Raw genomic sequence first — 15,905 nt, forward strand, 5'->3', positions numbered from 1 at the left:
CCCCCCCCCCCCCCCCCCCCCCCCCCCCCCCCCCCCCCCCCCCCCCCCCCCCCCCCCCCCCCCCCCCCCCCCCCCCCCCCCCCCCCCCCCCCCCCCCCCCCCCCCCCCCCCCCCCCCGGGGAAGGGGTCGCCGGGGGCCGGGCGGACGGGCCCGCCAGGTGTGGTGCAGTGGTCGCGTGCAACCGGGCAGTGATCGACGGACGTGGCAGCGCTACATCGCGCTGGGGGACTCCTTCACCGAGGGGCTCAGCGACCCGGACCCCACCGCGCCCGACGCCTTCCGCGGCTGGGCCGACCGGCTCGCCGGCCACCTGGCCGTCGCGTCCCCGAGCGGGGAGATCGAGTACGCGAACCTCGCTATCCGCGGCCGGTTGCTCGCGCAGGTGCTCGACGAGCAGGTGCCGGTGGCGCTCGCGGCCGCACCCGACCTGGTGAGCCTGGTCGCCGGCGGCAACGACCTGCTGCGCCCCGGCGTCGACCCCGACCGGCTGGCCGCCGACCTGGAGACCGCCGTGGTCGCGTTCCGGGAGGCCGGCGCCGACGTGCTGCTGGCCACCGGCGTCGACCCCCGGCAGACCCCGATCATCCGGCGCACCCGCGGCCGGGTGGCCGTCTTCAACTCCCACCTGTGGTCGATCGCCGCCCGGCACGGCGCCGTCGTGCTCGACCAGTGGGGCGCGGCCTGGCTGCAGGACGCGCGGATGTGGGACCCCGGCGACCGGATCCACCTGACCGCCGAGGGGCACCGCCGCACCGCGCTGGCCGCCGCCGCGGCCCTCGGGGTGCCGGTGGCCGACGAGGGATGGCGGACCCCGCTGGAGCCGGCGCCGCCGAAGTCCGTCCGCGAGGTCGCCGCGCAGGAGCTGGCCTGGGTGCGCGGGTTCGTGCTGCCCTGGATCGGCCGTCGGCTCACCGGCCGGTCCTCCGGCGACGGCCGCGTCGCCAAGCGCCCGGTCGCCGCGCCGCTCGGGTAGGCCGCCCGTGCGGTGCCGGGCGGCACCGCACGGGACGGTCAGCGGTCGCCGGGCTCGGGCCGCGTCCGCGGGAGCGGACCAGTGGCCGGACGGGGGAACGGCTCGGACCGCGGACCGCGCTCGGCGAACTGCCGGTACTCGGTGGAGTCGCGGGGCTCGGGCAGCCGCAGCGCATCCGGCCGGCCGCTGGCGGCCAGCAGCGCGCTCAGCTCCGCCAGCGCGCTGGACGGGGCGAAGGAGTGCGGGTCGAACGGCTGTTCCGCGTCCGTCGGCTCCGCGTCCGTCGGCTCCGCGTCGGCTGTCGGCTCCGCGTCGGCCGGCTCCGCGTCGGCTGTCGGCTCCGCCGGCTCGGTGTCCCAGCGGCCGAACAGCGGGATGGGCTGTGCGATCGACCCGGACGTCGGCTCCTCGGTGGCGTGCAGGGCCCGGACCGCCGGTGGCTCGGGGGGCTCGGGCAGGTCCTCCGGTTCGGCGAAGTCGCGCGGGTCGGTGGCGAACACCGCGAAGGAGTCCAGCTGCGGGACGGCGGGGTAGGCGTCGGCGTCCGGCGCGGGCAGCTCGGCGTCGGCACCGTCCTCGAGCCCGTCGCCCACGTCGGCACCGCCCCCGTCGTCGTCGGCGACGGCGGCCTCGCCGTCACCGGTCGCGGGGTCCAGCGGGCCGTACCCGTCGTCGCCGCCGTCGTCCTCGCCGTCGTGCGGGACCACCGACGGGTCGTCCAGGTCGACCAGGTCCGGCGGCACGGCCAGGTCGTCGAGCTCACGGGCCGGCAGTGGCGCCGGCCGCCCGAAGGCGTAGCCCTGCGCCATCGCGCAGCCGTGCTCGCGCAGCCAGCGGGCCTGCTCGCCGTCCTCGATGCCCTCCGCGATGACCTGCAGGCCCATGCCCTGGCCCAACTGCAGCAGTCCCTGCACCAGCGCGGCGGTGGCTGGCTGGGTGACCACGTCGGCGACGAAGGAACGGTCGATCTTCACGGTGTGGATCGGCAGCCGGTGCAGCGCGGTGATCGCCGAGTAGCCGGTGCCGAAGTCGTCCAGGGCCAGGGTCACGCCGCTCTCGGTGACCTGGTCGACCGCGTGCAGCGTGGCGTCGGCGGCGAACAGCGCCGTGGACTCGGTGATCTCCAGCTCCAGCCGCTCGGCGGCCAGCCCGGAGGTGGCCAGCGCGTCGGCGACCAGCTCGCTGAAGCCGGGCTCGGCCAGGTGCCGGGCGGAGATGTTGACGTGCACCCGCAGGCCCGGGTCCCAGCCGGCGGCGTCCCAACAGGCCTGGTGCAGCACCCAGGCACCCAGGCGTGAGGTGAGCCGGTTGTCCTCGGCTGCGGCCAGGAAGGCCCCCGGCGGGAGCAGCCCCCGGGTGGGGTGCTGCCAGCGGATGAGCGCCTCGTAGCCGAGCAGGTGCTCGTCGGACAGGGCCACGATCGGTTGGTAGAACAGCCGCAGCTCGCCGGCCTCCAGCGCGTGCCGCAGGTCGGTCTCCAGCTGCAGCTGGTCGACGTAGCCCTCCCCGAGGGCCTCGTCGTGCACCTCGACCAGGCCGCGTCCGCCGTTGGCCTTGGCCCGGGCGAGCGCGCTGTGCGCCTGGCGGAGCAGGGCCTCGGGGGCCAGGTCGTTGCCGAGGGTGACCCCCACGCTGGCCGACAGGGTGATCTCCCGGTCGCCCACGTGGAAGGGCTCGTCGAGCACCGAGAGCAGCCGGTCGGCGAGGGTCCGCAGCCCGTCGACGTCCTCCACCTCCTCGGCCAGCACGAGGAACTCGTCGGCGCCGAAGCGGACGGCGGTGTCCTCGACCCGGGTGCTCCAGCGCAGCCGGTCGGCGACCTGGCAGAGCAGCTGGTCACCGCCCTCGTGACCGAGGGAGTCGTTGACCGCGGTGAACCGGTCCAGGTCCAGGTGCAGCAGGCCGACGGAGGTGCCGCGGCGGCGGGAGAACGCCAGCGCCCGGCCCAGCCGGTCGGTGAGCGCCCGCCGGTTGGGCAGCCCGGTCAGCGGGTCGGTGAAGGCGCGGCGGACCAGGTCCTCCTCGGCCCGGCGGCGGTCGGTGACGTCGACCATCGACAGCAGCACGAACTGGAGCTCACCGGTGGCGTGGTGCACCAGCTCCTGGGTCTGGTGCACCCAGACGCTCTCGCCGTCGGCACGCCGGAGCCGGCGCTCGCCGACGACGGCCAGCTGGGGGTCGAGCAGCGGGGTGCCCGGCACGTGCTCGGTGGCGCGGTCCTCCAGCGGGACGTCGTCCGGGTGGGCCAGCAGGTCGAGGTGCCGGCCGATCAGCTCACCCGACGTGCGGCCGGTGAGCTCGCACAGTGCGGGGTTGACCAGCAGCATCCGCCCCCTCGGGTCGACCACCGCCTTGCCGATGGGGGCGGCGAGGAACAGGGCCCGGAACAGCTGTCCCCGGTCGGCCAGCAGGACGTCGGCCGCGCGCAGCCGCTGCCCCGTGCCGGGCCCGGAGGCGCTCGACGACTCGGGTGCGGAGGAGGTCACGGGGGACAGCCTCGCTCATCGAACGGCCCGATCCGGGGATCCTCGACCGCGTGGCTGTGTTCGTGCCGTCACGCTTGGTGACGATCCGGGTCAGCGGAGGACGGTGTGCCGGGCGGGGGTGGTGGTGCTGCCACCGCCGCTCGTCCGGCTCCGCGGACGCACTCTGGCCCGGCTGGCGGGAGCCGGCGGCGTGGGTCGGGCGTCGGTGAACAGGCCGGTCTGACCGGTCAGGGCGAGCAGCCGCGTCACGCAGCGGGCGGCGGCTCCCAGCCGCAGCTCCCGGCCGGCCGCCGCGGCCGCCCGGGAGGCCGCGGTCAGGGCGCGCAGGCCGCCGGCGTCGCAGAACGTCACCTCGGAGGCGTCGATCGTCCACCCGAGGCGGTCGGTGGCCAGCAGGGCGGCGAAGGCGTCCCTCAGGTGGTGCGCCGACCCTCGGTCCAGATCGCCCCGGAGGTGGACGCACCCGGTGGCCCAGTCGAGGCTGACGACCAGCGTCGGGTCGTCGGGAAGTGGATCGGTGTACGTGGGCATTCCCCTCGGTCACCCCCCGGAACGTCCGCTCCGGCGGTCGCGCGCCGGTCAGGCGCGTCATCAGGGCCGGAGCTTCGACCCGGGATCGACCGTAACAGCGCCCGGCGCCCCACGACAGCCCCCGTTCAGGGGCCGACGGTCACCCCGGGGGAGAAGGCGACGTAGCCGGCGAAGTCCCGGCCCACCCGCTCGACCGCTGAGGGCTTGATGTCGGGGTAGCTCCAGGCGCCGTCCTCGCGCACCCCGGCGGGGGTGACCACGTCCCAATACTGCGCGGCGCCCTTCCACGGGCAGGTGTAGGCCGTCGCGCTCTCGGTGAGGGTGCCGGGCACGACCGCCGCCGGCGGGAAGTACCAGTTGCCCTCGATGCGGACCAGCTCCTCCTCGGGGGCCTCGGCGAGCACGGTTCCGTCGATGGTGGCGCGCATGGCTGTCTCCTCGGGTCCGGACTGCTTCTCCGACCTGCTCAACCCCATCGGGGGCCCGGATCGTCCCGACGGGAACAGCCGCCGCCGTCCCGGCGCTGAGCGCCAGGAGACCGACGAGAGGTGGACGTGGTGGAGAAGCGGATCGGCTTTCTGAACTTCGGGCACTGGCAGCCCATCCCCGGCTCGCAGGTGCGCACCGGGGCCGATGCCCTGCTGCAGACCGTCGAGCTGGCCGAGGCCGCCGAAGAGCTCGGCGTCGACGGCGCGTACGTGCGGGTGCACCACTTCGCCCGGCAGCTGGCGTCGCCGTTCCCGCTGCTGTCGGCGATCGCGGCGCGGACCCGGCGGATCGAGATCGGCACCGGGGTCATCGACATGCGCTACGAGAACCCGCTGTACATGGCCGAGGAGGCCGCCGCCGCCGACCTGCTCTCGTCCGGCCGGCTGCAGCTGGGGGTGAGCCGGGGGTCACCGGAGACGGCGCTGCGCGGCTCGGAGGCCTTCGGCTACGTCCCGGGCGAGGGCAGCAGCGACGCGGAGCTCGCCCGGGAGAAGACGGCGCTCTTCCTGGCCGCGATCGACGGCGCGGCGGTGGTCGACGCCGATCCCCGGATGGTCGGGGGGAACGCGCGGCTGGCGGTCCAGCCGCAGTCCCCGGGGCTGCGGCAGCGGATCTGGTGGGGATCGGGCACCCGGCAGACGGCGGTCTGGACCGCGCAGCAGGGGATGAACCTGATGAGCTCCACCCTGCTCAGCGAGGACACCGGGGTGCCCTTCGACGAGCTGCAGGCCGAGCAGATCGCGCTGTTCCGTGCTGCCTGGGCCGACGCCGGCTGGGCGCACGAGCCGCGGGTGTCGGTGAGCCGCTCGGTCATGCCCATCACCACCGACGAGGACCGGCAGTACTTCGGCGGCGACCGCACCAGCACCGACCAGGTCGGCGTCCTGGAGGGGGTGCGCGCCCGGTTCGGGAAGAGCTACGCCGGCGAGCCGGACCAGCTGGCCGAGCAGCTGGCGAAGGACGCCGCCGTCCGGGACGCCGACACGCTGCTGCTGACCGTCCCGAACATGCTCGGCGTCGAGTACAACGCCCGGCTCCTGGAGACGATCACCCGGCACGTCGTCCCGGCGATCGGCTGGGTCCCACCCGCGGAGCGCTGACCCGGGGTCGCCGGCCCGGGTCAGCGGGCCGGCAGCTCCGTGGTGACCCGGACGGTGACGCCCCGCTCGTCGGTCCAGATGTCGACGTGGTCGCAGAGCTGGCGGGCCAGCCACAGCCCCATGCCGCCGCGGGAGAGGTCGTCCCCGTGTGCCGGCCCGTAGCCGGCGAACGGGTCGGTGGGGCCGGCGCCGCGGTCGACGACGGCGCACACGACCGTGCCCCCGTCGGCCCAGACGCGGACGTCGACCGGCGGACGGCCGTGCACCAGCGCGTTGGTGACCAGCTCGTCGATGGCGAGCAGCAGGTCGTCGGTGGCGTCGGGGGAGCGGTCCAGCGCGTTCAGCAGCGGGACCAGGCCGTGGCGGACGGCGCCCGGGCGGGTCACCCCGTCGGCGGCCAGCAGCGGCGGGGCCTGTTGCAGCGGCTCGGCGGGGACCGGCAGCTGCGGCAGCAGCTGCTCGGGCTCGGTGAAGGCGGGGTTGGGTCGGCGGCCCCCGTCGTCGAGGACGTGCCGGTGCGTGCAGTGCGCCCAGCGCACCAGCTGCCCGGGCAGCTGCCCGGTGTCCTGCAGGCAGAGGAACCACACCGGCCAGCCGGCCAGGGCGTGCTCCACCACCGCCTCGTACCGCTGCCACTCCAGCCGGTCCCGCGCGCCGAGCCCGCCGGGGAGCTCCGCGATCACCCGCAGGTGCCGGCCCGGCGCCGGTGTCGTCTCGGCCACCAGCTTCCGGAAGGCGGTCAGCGTCGCCGGGGTGCGCCGGCCGAAGACGGCCTCCTGATCGGCGAGGACCAGACCGGGCACGTCCCCGAGTGCGGCCCGCACCGCCTCGGCGACCGCGTCGCTGGTGACCACGACGACCGGGTCGCCGGCAGCGAGCCCCGCACGTGCGAACGGGACGGCGAGCCGGGCCAGCCCGGTCGGGGAGGCCGCGAACGCGACGTCGTGGACCAGGCCGCCCGACGGGCGGGCCGCGAGGTCAGCCGCGGGCACGGTCACGCATCAGTCCCTTGTTCGTCGCCGGCTCTCTGCTGAACCGACTCCGCTGCGGGAAGGCTACGACAGGGCCGGGGGACCCGCAGCCGGCCCCGCCGGGGTCCCGCCGGGCCCCTGGGGGAGCTGGCCGGTCTCGGCGAGCTCCTGGGCCAGGTCGAACAGCTTGGTGTTGGACTGCTGGGACAGCCCCCGGAGCAGGGCGAACGCGTCGTCGGCGGTCATCTTGTGGCGCTCCATCAGGATGCCCTGGGCCTGGCCGATGACCGTGCGGCGCTGCACCGCCTCCTCCAGGTTGCCGGCCCGCCGCGCCGAGGCCAGCACGACGGAGGTCAGCGCGGCGAACGACTCGGCGTCCTCCGCCGGCAGCGCGGTCAGCGCGGCGGCGTCGGTGCCGTAGAGGTTGAGCGAGCCCAGCGGCCGGGCCTGGCTGCCCAGCCGGACGCTCAGCACGGCGGCGTAGCCGGCCTCGGCCACGGCGCGGGGTGCCCACTCCGGCCACGGTGTCCCGCCCTCGACCAGCGAGGCGCGGACCATCGGGCTGCCGGCCGCGGCGTCCAGGCACGGCCCTTGCGCCAGCTCGTACTGCCAGTCGTCGGCCTGCGCGGCGCGGTCGCTGGTCGCGGCCAGCGTGCGCGGGTCACGACCAGGGGTGACGGAGGTCAGGCTGGCGTCGGCGCACCCCGCGAGCTGCGCGGCGGCGGCGCGCACGAGCACGTCGAGGGAGTCGGGGCCCCAGGTGCCGCGGCCGAGGGCGTCGATGACCTGGTGCGCCAGGGACGTGAGCGGGGTGTCGCCCACAGGGGACACGGGCGGCTGTGCGCCGGGCACGACGGTCTCCGAGAGGTCCTGGCCGGCGCAGGGGCTGTGGGATCAACCCGCGACGGCGCTCCTCGTGACGACGGCGGGCGCGGGCCCGCTGACCGCCAGTAGGTCCCGCCACTCTACCGACGTGCGACCGGGCCGCCCGACGGTGGTCGGCCCGGTGCGCCGTCCGGATACCGTCCCAGGGGTGCCGGCCCGCGAGCTCGTCGTCCTCGGCACGGCCAGTCAGGCGCCCACGCGCACCCGCAACCACAACGGCTACCTGCTGCGCTGGGACGGCACCGGGTTCCTCTTCGACCCGGGGGAGGGCACGCAGCGTCAGCTGCTGCTCGCCGGCGTCGCCAGCAGCGCCGTGCACCGGATCTGCCTGAGCCACTTCCACGGCGACCACTGCCTGGGCCTGCCCGGCGTCGTGCAGCGGCTGTCGCTGGACCGGGTCGCGCACCCCGTGCACGCCCACTACCCGGCGTCGGGGCAGCTGTTCTTCGACCGGTTGCGGCATGCCTCGGTCTTCTCCGAGGTCGCCGAGCTCGTGGCGGCACCCGTCGACCGGGACGGCGTGGTGGCGACCGGGCCGTTCGGCGTGCTCGAGGCCCGGCGGCTCGAGCACCCGGTCGAGTCCTACGGGTACCGGCTGGTCGAGCCGGACGGACGGCGGATGCTCCCGGACCTCCTCGCCCGGGCCGGCATCGCCGGTCCCGACGTCGGCCGGCTCCAGCGGGCCGGCGTGCTGGACGTCGGCGGGCGCCCGGTGCGCCTGGCCGAGGTGAGCGAGCCGCGGCCGGGTCAGCGCTTCGCGTTCCTGATGGACACCCGGCTCTGCGACGGCGTGTACGCGCTGGCCGACGGGGCGGACCTGCTGGTGATCGAGTCGACCTTCCTGCACGAGGACGCCGCGCTGGCCGAGCAGTACGGGCACCTGACCGCCCGGCAGGCGGGCGCGGTGGCCGCCGAGTGCGGGGCGCGCACGCTGGTGCTCAGCCACTTCTCCCAGCGCTACCGGGACCCGGCGCGGTTCGCCGCCGAGGCCCGGGAGGTGTTCGGCGGGGACGTGGTGGTCGCCGCCGACCTGGACGTCGTCCCGGTGCCGCCGCGCCGGGCGGGCTGAGCGCGCCCGGCAGGGATCGAACCTGCGACCAAGTGCTTAGAAGGCACCTGCTCTATCCGCTGAGCTACGGGCGCTCGGGTCCGATCATGACATCGCGGGTGCGGGGTGAGGTGGGAACGTTGCCGCGATGCAACGTGGCCTGGCGGGTAGCCCACGGCGGCTCCGCCCGCCGGTGGCCGTCCACAGCGGGGGTGCGCGTCCACATCCGGGCCAGGGGCCTGTCCTGCGTGCGGCGTCCCCGCGACGGTGGGTGCACGCCGGCGGACCGCCGGCCGCGCCGCTCCGGCGCCCCGCCTCGTCCGAGGAGCACCGTGAAGGAAACCGAGCTCACCGTCATCGGCAACGTCGTCAACGCCCCCCAGCGCAGCCGGCTGCCCAGTGGCGCCAGCGTCACCAACTTCCGGCTGGCGTCCACCTCCCGCCGGTTCGACCGGGAGAGCCAGACGTGGGCCGACCACCGCACCCTCTTCCTCGACGTCGAGTGCTGGGGCGACCTGGGCGGCAACGTCTCGCACACCCTCAGCAAGGGCGACCCGGTGATCGTGGTCGGCGAGCTGTACACCCACCGCTGGGAGTCCGAGCAGGGCCCCCGCAGCCGCAGTCAGCTGCGCGCCGAGGCGGTCGGTCCCGACCTCTCCCGCGGCGTGGCCGAGTACCGGCGGACGCCCCGCCCGGCCGTGCCGGCCGGGACGGTCGAGGACCCGCCGGCTGATCCGTACGCCGACCGGCCCACCGATTACGCGCCGGAGGACTACGACGGAGGGGCGGTGACGTTGGAGGATGAGACCGCCGACGAGCTCGGCGACGGCCGGCCGCTGGTCCCGTCGCTGACGTGAGCCTCCCGAACTGGGAGGATCGGCGCTGAGAACGCAGGTGGTGGGGCGGGCGACGGAGACCCCGGTGCCCGCCCTGCTCCCGATCGCGACCTGACGGAAGGCTCGACAGCCCAGTGGCCCAGTACATCTACTCCATGGTCCGTGCGCGCAAGGCGCACGGCGACAAGGTCATCCTCGACGACGTCACGCTGGCGTTCCTGCCCGGCGCGAAGATCGGGGTGGTCGGCCCCAACGGCGCCGGCAAGTCCACGGTCCTGAAGATCATGGCCGGCATGGAGACCGCCTCCAACGGGGACACCACCCTGGCCCCGGGTGCGACCGTCGGCATCCTCCAGCAGGAGCCCCCGCTCAACGAGGAGCTCGACGTGCGCGGCAACGTCGAGGAGGCGGTGAAGGACCTCCGCCAGGCGCTGACCCGCTTCGAGGAGGTCAGTGCGGCGATGGGCGAGCCCGACGCCGACTTCGACGCGCTGATGGCCGAGCAGGGCGAGCTCATGGAGGTCATCGAGAACGCCGACGGCTGGGAGCTCGACAACCGCATCGAGCAGGCCATGGACGCGCTGCGCTGCCCGCCCGGCGACGCCGACGTGAAGGTCCTCTCCGGTGGTGAGCGCCGCCGCGTGGCGCTGTGCAAGCTGCTGCTGGAGGCGCCCGACCTCCTGCTGCTCGACGAGCCCACCAACCACCTGGACGCCGAGAGCGTCGCGTGGCTGGAGCAGCACCTGGAGAAGTACGCCGGCACCGTCGTCGCCGTCACCCACGACCGGTACTTCCTGGACAACGTGGCCCAGTGGATCCTCGAGCTCGACCGCGGCCGGGCCTACCCCTACGAGGGCAACTACTCCACCTACCTGGAGACCAAGGCCACCCGCCTGAAGGTCGAGGGGGCCAAGGACGCCAAGCGCGCCAAGCGCCTCAAGGACGAGCTGGAGTGGGTGCGCTCGGGCGCCAAGGCCAGGCAGGCCAAGAGCAAGGCCCGCCTGGCCCGCTACGAGGAGATGGCCGCGGAGGCGGACAAGTTCCGCAAGCTGGACTTCGAGGAGATCCAGATCCCGCCGGGCCCGCGGCTGGGCAGCGTCGTCGTCGAGACCGACAAGCTGGTCAAGGGCTTCGGCGACCGGGTGCTCATCGACGGCCTGTCGTTCACCCTGCCGCGCAACGGCATCGTCGGGGTGGTCGGCCCCAACGGCGTCGGCAAGACCACGCTGTTCAAGATGCTGGTCGGCGAGGAGAAGCCCGACGACGGCGACATCAAGGTCGGCGAGACGGTCAAGCTCAGCTACGTCGAGCAGACCCGCAGCGGCATCGACCCGAACAAGTCGCTGTGGGAGGTCGTCTCCGACGGCCTGGACCACATCCAGGTGGGCAACGTCGAGATGCCGTCCCGGGCCTACGTCTCCGCGTTCGGGTTCAAGGGCCCGGACCAGCAGAAGAAGGCCGGGGTGCTCTCCGGCGGTGAGCGCAACCGGCTGAACCTGGCGCTGACCCTCAAGCAGGGCGGCAACCTGCTGCTGCTCGACGAGCCGACCAACGACCTGGACACCGAGACGCTCACCAGCCTGGAGGGCGCGCTGCTGGAGTTCCCCGGCTGCGCCGTGGTGGTCAGCCACGACCGGTGGTTCCTCGACCGCGTGGCGACGCACATCCTGGCCTACGAGGGCGACTCGAAGTGGTTCTGGTTCGAGGGCAACTTCGCCGACTACGAGAAGAACAAGGTCGAGCGGCTGGGCCCCGACGCGGCACGTCCGCACCGGGCCACCTACCGCAAGCTCACCCGCGACTGACGAAGGACCCCCTTCCTCCCCACCCTTCGCAGGCTCAGGGCGGGCCCCTGGAAGGGGGCCGTTCCAGCACGTTGCGTGGCCGGCCGGAGCTCCTCGCTCCGGCCGGCCGTCGTGGTTCCACGGCACGGACGCGACCGGATCGGACGGGCCTCCCCTAGGGTCCGCAGCACCGCGTCGCGCGCCGGGCGACCGTGACCCCCTCGGAGCGCTCGTGGACCTGATGCCACTGGCCCGCGCCGAACGACAGGACCTGCTCGGCCTGCTGCTCACCCTCACGCCCGAGCAGTGGCAGGCCCCCTCGCTCTGCGACGGATGGTCCGTGCACGACGTCGTGGCCCACGTGCTCAGCTACGAGGAGCTCTCCGCCCGTCGGCTGGCCGCCCGGTTCGCCCGGGGCCGCCTCGCCTTCGACCGGGTGAACGCCCTGGGCCTGCGCGAGTACTCCTCCCGACCCCCCGCCGAGCTGATCGAGCTGCTGCGCCGCCACCTCACCCCGACCGGGCTGACCGCGGGCGTGCACGGGGCCATCGCCCTCACCGACGGGCTGATCCACCACCAGGACATCCGGCGGCCGCTCGGCCTGCCCCGGACCGTCCCACCCGAGCGGCTGGTGCCCGCGCTGCGCACGGCCCTGCTCGCTCCCACGCTGCTCGGGGCGCTGCGCGTCCGCGGGGTGCGGCTGGTGGCCACCGACACCGACTGGGCATTCGGACGCGGCCCCGAGGTCCGCGGCCCAGCGGAGGCGGTCCTGATGACCGTGGCCGGACGCCGCGCAGCCGTCGGGGAGCTGTCCGGCCCCGGCCACGGCCTGATCACCCGGCGGGTCGCCCGCCGGCGCTGACCCGGGTCCTCGGACGGGGCGCTCAGCCGCTGGTGCCGAAGCGGGCGACGAACCGGGCCTGACCGCGGGTCTCCACGGCCTGCCGGCGGTAGTGGGTGCGCACGTAGGCCACCGCCCGCGCCGGGGGGAGCCCGTCGAGCACGGCCAGGCAGGCCAGCGCCGTGCCGGTGCGCCCCGTGCCGCCGGCGCAGCCGACCTCCACCCGCTCGGTCACGGCCCGCTCCCACACCTCACGCAGCGCGTCCCGCAGGTCGGCCGGCTCGGCGGGCAGCCGGAAGTCCGGCCAGCGCACCCAGCGGGTCTCCCACGGCACCGGGCACGGCGGGCGGCCGAGCAGGTAGACGCCGAACTGCGGCGACGGGCCGTCGGGGAGCGCCTGCCGCAGCCCACGCCCGCGGATCCGGCGCCCCGAAGGCAGCACCAGCACACCGGGATCGGTGTCGGCCCACGGTCCCATGACGGCACCGTAGGCGGGGGGAGGCGTCCCACGTAACTGGGGCCGTGCCCGGCGTCGGCAGGCCATGAGGCAGGGTGACCGGCGTGAGGCACACCGTCGCCGTCCCGATGCGCTGGTCGGACATGGACGCCTACCAGCACATCAACAACGTGGCCTTCCTCGGCTACTTCGAGATGGCCCGGGTCGACCTCTTCTTCGACCAGCCGACGCACGACGAGGAGACCGGGCTGCGCCGGGGGATCGTCGTCGCCAGCCACGAGATCGCCTACAAGCGGCCGGTGGTCTACGACGCCGAGCCGCTGCAGGTGCAGGTCTGGGTCTCCGGGGTGCGCGCGGCCTCGTTCACCTGCCACTACGAGCTGTTCGACCACGGCGAGCTCGCCGTCACCGGCAGCACGGTGCTGGTGCCGTTCGACTTCGCGCTCAACCGACCACGCCGGCTCACCCCCGAGGAGAAGGCCTTCCTCGCCGCCCACCACGACGACTGACCTCAGCAGCCTCCGCGCCTCATCGCGGGGGAGCGGGCGGTGCGGGGTGGCTCAGCCGGGCAGGACCACGATGCGGGGGACCGGGCGGTCGGGGCCGACGGGCGCTCCGCGGCGGCCGGCCTCCGCGTCGTCCAGCACCCGGACGACGGCGCCCTCGGCCAGCTCGCCGGCGCTGAACACCGCCGCGTTGATCCCGCCCCGCGATGCCAGCGGCTCCACCAGGCGCAGACCGGTGAGCCGCTGCAGGTGTGCGCACGGCGGGCACCGCTTGGTGCCGAACAGCAGCACGTCCCCGACCAGGAAGAACCGGCCCACCAGCGCGGGCAGGGGAACGCCCCGGGTCACCAGGTTGCGTCGGGTCCAGCCGGGGGGCAGGTCACTGCCCAGCTCGGCGGCCACCGCAGCGACGTCGTCGGCGTCGATCAGCGTCGCCTGCTTCTCCTGCTCCGGGTACCGCGCCCAGGTGCCCCCGCCCCGGGCGTAGCGGTCGCCGGCCAGCCCGAGCCCGGGCAGCGCCGTCACCGAGGCGTGGCGGACCATCGGCGCGGCCGCCGTCGGCGCCGTCCAGACCTCCAGCAGCCGGCCGGTCGGCCCGGACGCAGACCGCCCCGGGCCGGCGCCTGCGGGAGGCGCCGACCCGGGGCGGTCGGGGAGCGGCTCGGTCAGCGGTTGCGGCCCGCGGCCAGCCAGGCGCCGCGGAACACCAGGGCGGCGACGCCGGCCTTGACCACGCCACCGAGGATGAACGGGTAGAAGCCGGCCTCCAGCGCCTGGGAGGCGGTCATGCCCGCGCTGACCGCCAGCCACGGCACGCCGACGGCGAACACCACGAGCTGCCCGGCGGCGAACAGCGGCAGCGCCTGCCAGATCTTCCGGTCCGCGCCGCGACGGGCGGCCAGGCCGATCAGGAAGGCGGCCGGGAGGAAGCCGACGACGTAGCCGCCGGTCGCGCCGAAGACGACGTCGAAGCCGCCGCTGGCCTCGGAGTAGAAGGGCAGCCCGACCAGCGCGCACAGCATGTACAGCGCCTGCACCGAGACGCCCCGGACCGGGCCGAGCGCACCTGCGGTGAGCACGACGGCCAGCGTCTGGCCGGTGATCGGCACCGGGGACCCGGGGACCGGCACCGACACCTGCGCGAGCGCTGCGGTCAGCAGCACCCCCAGGGCGACGAGGACGGCGTCCCGCGCGCGGCTGGCCGGCACGAGGTCGGCGAGGACGAGCCGGCGGGACGGCAGCGCGGGCATCGAGGCGGTGGCCACGGGACCTCCTGGAGCGCAGGGGGGGCGCGATCGCCCCCGATCGGGGAGTGAGTCTGCCCTACCGCCGGGCCGGCGTCGCCGCCCGGTCGGCCCGCGGTCGGTCCCTGGTCACGCCTGCAGCCAGACCGCCCCGTCGTTCGGGACGACGCCGTCCGTCACCGGCTCGCTGGCCAGCAGCACCTGCCCCTCCGGGAGCGGCACCGGCCCCCCGGAGAGGTTGAGCAGGCAGACGAGTCCACCGGGCCGGCGGAACGCCAGGCAGCCGTCGGGGGCGGGCAGCCACTCCAGCCCGTCGCCGGTGAACGCGGGGGACCCCCGCCGCAGCCGCAGCGCGGCCCGGTACAGCGACAGCATCGAGTCGGGATCCTGCTCCTGGGCCTGCACGGTCAGGGGTCCCCAGCCCTCCGGCATCGGCAGCCAGGTGTCCGGCGTCGAGGAGAACCCGTAGGAGGGCCGGTCGCCCGACCAGGGCACCGGCACCCGGCAGCCGTCGCGGCCCCGCTCGGTGCGCCCGGAGCGCTCCCAGATCGGGTCCTGCAGCACCTCGTCGGGCAGGTCGACGTCGGGCATGCCGAGCTCGTCGCCGTTGTAGACGTAGGCGACGCCGGGCAGCGCCAGCTGCAGCAGCGCCGCCGCCCGCGCCCGGCGGGTGCCGACCTCGCCGCCGCCGTAGCGGGTGACGTGCCGCGGCCGGTCGTGGTTGGAGAGCACCCAGCAGGCCGGCGCGGGGGTGTCGGCCACCGTCGCCAGCGAGTGCACGACCGCGCTGCGCAGCTCCGCGACGTCCCACTCGGCGATGAGCAGCCGGAAGTTGAACGCCAGGTGCAGCTCGTCGGGGCGCAGGTACCGGGCCAGCCGCTCGTCGTCGAAGACCCAGACCTCGCCGACGGCCATCCGGTCGGGGTACCGGTCGAGCACGGCACGCACCCGCTGGTGCAGCTGGTGCACGTGTTCCTGGTCGAACCGCAGGTCGCCCGGGCCGTCGTCGGCGAACAGGCCGGTGTCCTCGGCCGGCACCATGTCCGGCAGCCCGGCCGGCTTGGCCATCCCGTGCGCCACGTCGATCCGGAAGCCGTCCACCCCGCGGTCCAGCCAGAAGCGCAGCGTCTCCTCCAGGTCGGCGACCACCTCGGGGTTGCCGTAGTCCAGGTCGGGCTGCTCCGGGGCGAACAGGTGCAGGTACCACTGACCGTCGGGGACCCGGGTCCAGGCCGGCCCGCCGAACACCGAGGGCCAGTTGTTCGGCGGCTCGGCACCGCCGGGCCCCCGGCCGTCGCGGAAGAAGTACCGGTCCCGGGCGGGGGAGCCGGGCGGGGCGGCCAGCGCCTCGGCGAACCACTCGTGGTCGTGCGAGCTGTGGTTGGGCACCAGGTCGATGGTCACCCGGATGCCGCGGGCATGGGCGTCGGCCAGCAGGGCGTCGAAGTCGGCGAGGTCGCCGAACACCGGCTCCACGTCGCGCGGGTCGGCGACGTCGTAGCCGTGGTCGTGCATCGGCGAGGGGTAGAACGGCGTGATCCACAGGGCGTCGACGCCGAGCTCGGCGAGGTGGGGCAGCCGGGACCGGATGCCGGCCAGGTCGCCCACGCCGTCGCCGGTCTCGTCGGCGAAGCTGCGCACGTAGACCTGGTAGAAGACCGCCTCCCGCCACCAGTCGGCGTCAGTGCTGGGTGTTGTCGGGACGCTGGTCACCAGGCTCCTCGGTGGTCGTGGCAGGTGCGGCCCCCTCCAG

The 15,905-nt window shown here is 75.1% G+C and carries 16 protein-coding genes and 1 tRNA gene; 7 read left to right on the plus strand and 10 right to left on the minus strand.

The genetic code is table 11. The annotated features are described in order from the left end of the window. The first annotated feature begins 176 nt into the window (after positions 1–176). Positions 177–974 carry an SGNH/GDSL hydrolase family protein gene (locus ACI79Y_RS12435; RefSeq protein ID WP_457158775.1) on the plus strand — a complete coding sequence of 266 codons (798 nt, stop codon included), beginning with the start codon at positions 177–179 and terminating at the stop codon, positions 972–974. A 38-nt stretch (positions 975–1,012) separates the two neighbouring features. Here ACI79Y_RS12435 and ACI79Y_RS12440 read toward each other — a convergent pair whose 3' ends face one another. From ACI79Y_RS12440 to ACI79Y_RS12450, 3 genes are all read right to left on the minus strand, one after another. Further along, the gene (locus ACI79Y_RS12440; protein WP_457158776.1) at positions 1,013–3,460 is read right to left on the minus strand and encodes an EAL domain-containing protein; all 2,448 of its coding nucleotides are present in this window, start codon (positions 3,458–3,460) and stop codon (positions 1,013–1,015) included. Between the two features lie 90 nt (positions 3,461–3,550). Beyond that, positions 3,551–3,991 (minus strand): STAS domain-containing protein, encoded by a 441-nt coding sequence (locus tag ACI79Y_RS12445; protein WP_457158777.1) that lies wholly within the window; start codon positions 3,989–3,991, stop codon positions 3,551–3,553. Positions 3,992–4,116: 125 nt separating this feature from the next. Further along, entirely contained in the window at positions 4,117–4,419 is a 303-nt protein-coding gene (locus ACI79Y_RS12450; protein WP_457079072.1) for a DUF427 domain-containing protein, read from the minus strand. A gap of 120 nt (positions 4,420–4,539) precedes the next feature. Between ACI79Y_RS12450 and ACI79Y_RS12455 the strand changes: the two genes are divergently transcribed. Beyond that, positions 4,540–5,580 carry an LLM class flavin-dependent oxidoreductase gene (locus tag ACI79Y_RS12455; protein ID WP_457158778.1) on the plus strand — a complete coding sequence of 347 codons (1,041 nt, stop codon included), beginning with the start codon at positions 4,540–4,542 and terminating at the stop codon, positions 5,578–5,580. Between the two features lie 20 nt (positions 5,581–5,600). Here the strand turns inward: ACI79Y_RS12455 and ACI79Y_RS12460 are convergent, their stop codons facing one another. Both ACI79Y_RS12460 and ACI79Y_RS12465 read right to left on the minus strand, forming a co-directional pair. After that, a complete protein-coding gene (locus ACI79Y_RS12460; RefSeq protein WP_457158779.1) occupies positions 5,601–6,578 on the minus strand; it encodes an anti-sigma factor RsbA family regulatory protein in 978 nt (325 codons plus the stop codon). Between the two features lie 57 nt (positions 6,579–6,635). Beyond that, the gene (locus ACI79Y_RS12465) at positions 6,636–7,373 is read right to left on the minus strand and encodes an ANTAR domain-containing protein (protein WP_457158780.1); all 738 of its coding nucleotides are present in this window, start codon (positions 7,371–7,373) and stop codon (positions 6,636–6,638) included. Positions 7,374–7,584: 211 nt separating this feature from the next. Here ACI79Y_RS12465 and ACI79Y_RS12470 point away from each other — a divergent pair, with 211 nt between their 5' ends. Further along, complete coding sequence (locus tag ACI79Y_RS12470; RefSeq protein WP_457158781.1) at positions 7,585–8,505, plus strand: ribonuclease Z; 921 nt, start codon at positions 7,585–7,587, stop codon at positions 8,503–8,505. A gap of 1 nt (position 8,506) precedes the next feature. On the opposite strand, the gene ACI79Y_RS12475 is transcribed toward ACI79Y_RS12470, so the two are convergent. Continuing rightward, a tRNA-Arg gene (locus ACI79Y_RS12475) sits at positions 8,507–8,579 on the minus strand. A 237-nt stretch (positions 8,580–8,816) separates the two neighbouring features. Here ACI79Y_RS12475 and ACI79Y_RS12480 point away from each other — a divergent pair. The 3 genes from ACI79Y_RS12480 (at position 8,817) to ACI79Y_RS12490 (ending at position 11,966) form a co-directional block, all read left to right on the plus strand. After that, positions 8,817–9,341: a single-stranded DNA-binding protein gene (locus ACI79Y_RS12480; RefSeq protein WP_457158782.1), complete on the plus strand. Its 525-nt coding sequence runs from the start codon at positions 8,817–8,819 to the stop codon at positions 9,339–9,341. A gap of 113 nt (positions 9,342–9,454) precedes the next feature. Then, positions 9,455–11,125: an energy-dependent translational throttle protein EttA gene (gene ettA, locus ACI79Y_RS12485; RefSeq protein WP_457158783.1), complete on the plus strand. Its 1,671-nt coding sequence runs from the start codon at positions 9,455–9,457 to the stop codon at positions 11,123–11,125. A 220-nt stretch (positions 11,126–11,345) separates the two neighbouring features. Beyond that, complete coding sequence (locus ACI79Y_RS12490; RefSeq protein WP_457158837.1) at positions 11,346–11,966, plus strand: maleylpyruvate isomerase family mycothiol-dependent enzyme; 621 nt, start codon at positions 11,346–11,348, stop codon at positions 11,964–11,966. Positions 11,967–11,988: 22 nt separating this feature from the next. Here the strand turns inward: ACI79Y_RS12490 and ACI79Y_RS12495 are convergent, their stop codons facing one another. Then, complete coding sequence (locus tag ACI79Y_RS12495) at positions 11,989–12,423, minus strand: protein-tyrosine phosphatase family protein (RefSeq protein WP_457158784.1); 435 nt, start codon at positions 12,421–12,423, stop codon at positions 11,989–11,991. Between the two features lie 83 nt (positions 12,424–12,506). On the opposite strand from ACI79Y_RS12495, the gene ACI79Y_RS12500 reads away from it, so the two are divergent. Next, a complete protein-coding gene (locus ACI79Y_RS12500; RefSeq protein ID WP_457158785.1) occupies positions 12,507–12,911 on the plus strand; it encodes an acyl-CoA thioesterase in 405 nt (134 codons plus the stop codon). A 51-nt stretch (positions 12,912–12,962) separates the two neighbouring features. Here the strand turns inward: ACI79Y_RS12500 and ACI79Y_RS12505 are convergent, their stop codons facing one another. The 3 genes from ACI79Y_RS12505 to ACI79Y_RS12515 form a co-directional block, all read right to left on the minus strand. Beyond that, on the minus strand, positions 12,963–13,451 hold the full coding sequence (locus ACI79Y_RS12505; protein WP_457158786.1) for an MOSC domain-containing protein: 489 nt from the start codon (positions 13,449–13,451) through the stop codon (positions 12,963–12,965). Positions 13,452–13,573: 122 nt separating this feature from the next. Next, the gene (locus tag ACI79Y_RS12510; protein ID WP_457158787.1) at positions 13,574–14,173 is read right to left on the minus strand and encodes a biotin transporter BioY; all 600 of its coding nucleotides are present in this window, start codon (positions 14,171–14,173) and stop codon (positions 13,574–13,576) included. A gap of 108 nt (positions 14,174–14,281) precedes the next feature. Beyond that, positions 14,282–15,865 (minus strand): glycoside hydrolase family 13 protein, encoded by a 1,584-nt coding sequence (locus tag ACI79Y_RS12515; RefSeq protein ID WP_457158788.1) that lies wholly within the window; start codon positions 15,863–15,865, stop codon positions 14,282–14,284. Positions 15,866–15,905 lie beyond the last annotated feature (40 nt).

The organism is Modestobacter sp. SYSU DS0875, assembly GCF_054050915.1.

Bases quoted from the DNA above. Each gene is read 5' to 3' on its own strand.
- ACI79Y_RS12445 (WP_457158777.1), bottom strand. From the start codon at position 3,991: ATGCCCACGTACACCGATCCACTTCCCGACGACCCGACGCTGGTCGTC.
- ACI79Y_RS12450 (WP_457079072.1), bottom strand. From the start codon at position 4,419: ATGCGCGCCACCATCGACGGAACCGTGCTCGCCGAGGCCCCCGAGGAG.
- ACI79Y_RS12490 (WP_457158837.1), top strand. From the start codon at position 11,346: ATGCCACTGGCCCGCGCCGAACGACAGGACCTGCTCGGCCTGCTGCTC.
- ACI79Y_RS12495 (WP_457158784.1), bottom strand. From the start codon at position 12,423: ATGGGACCGTGGGCCGACACCGATCCCGGTGTGCTGGTGCTGCCTTCG.
- ACI79Y_RS12505 (WP_457158786.1), bottom strand. From the start codon at position 13,451: ATGGTCCGCCACGCCTCGGTGACGGCGCTGCCCGGGCTCGGGCTGGCC.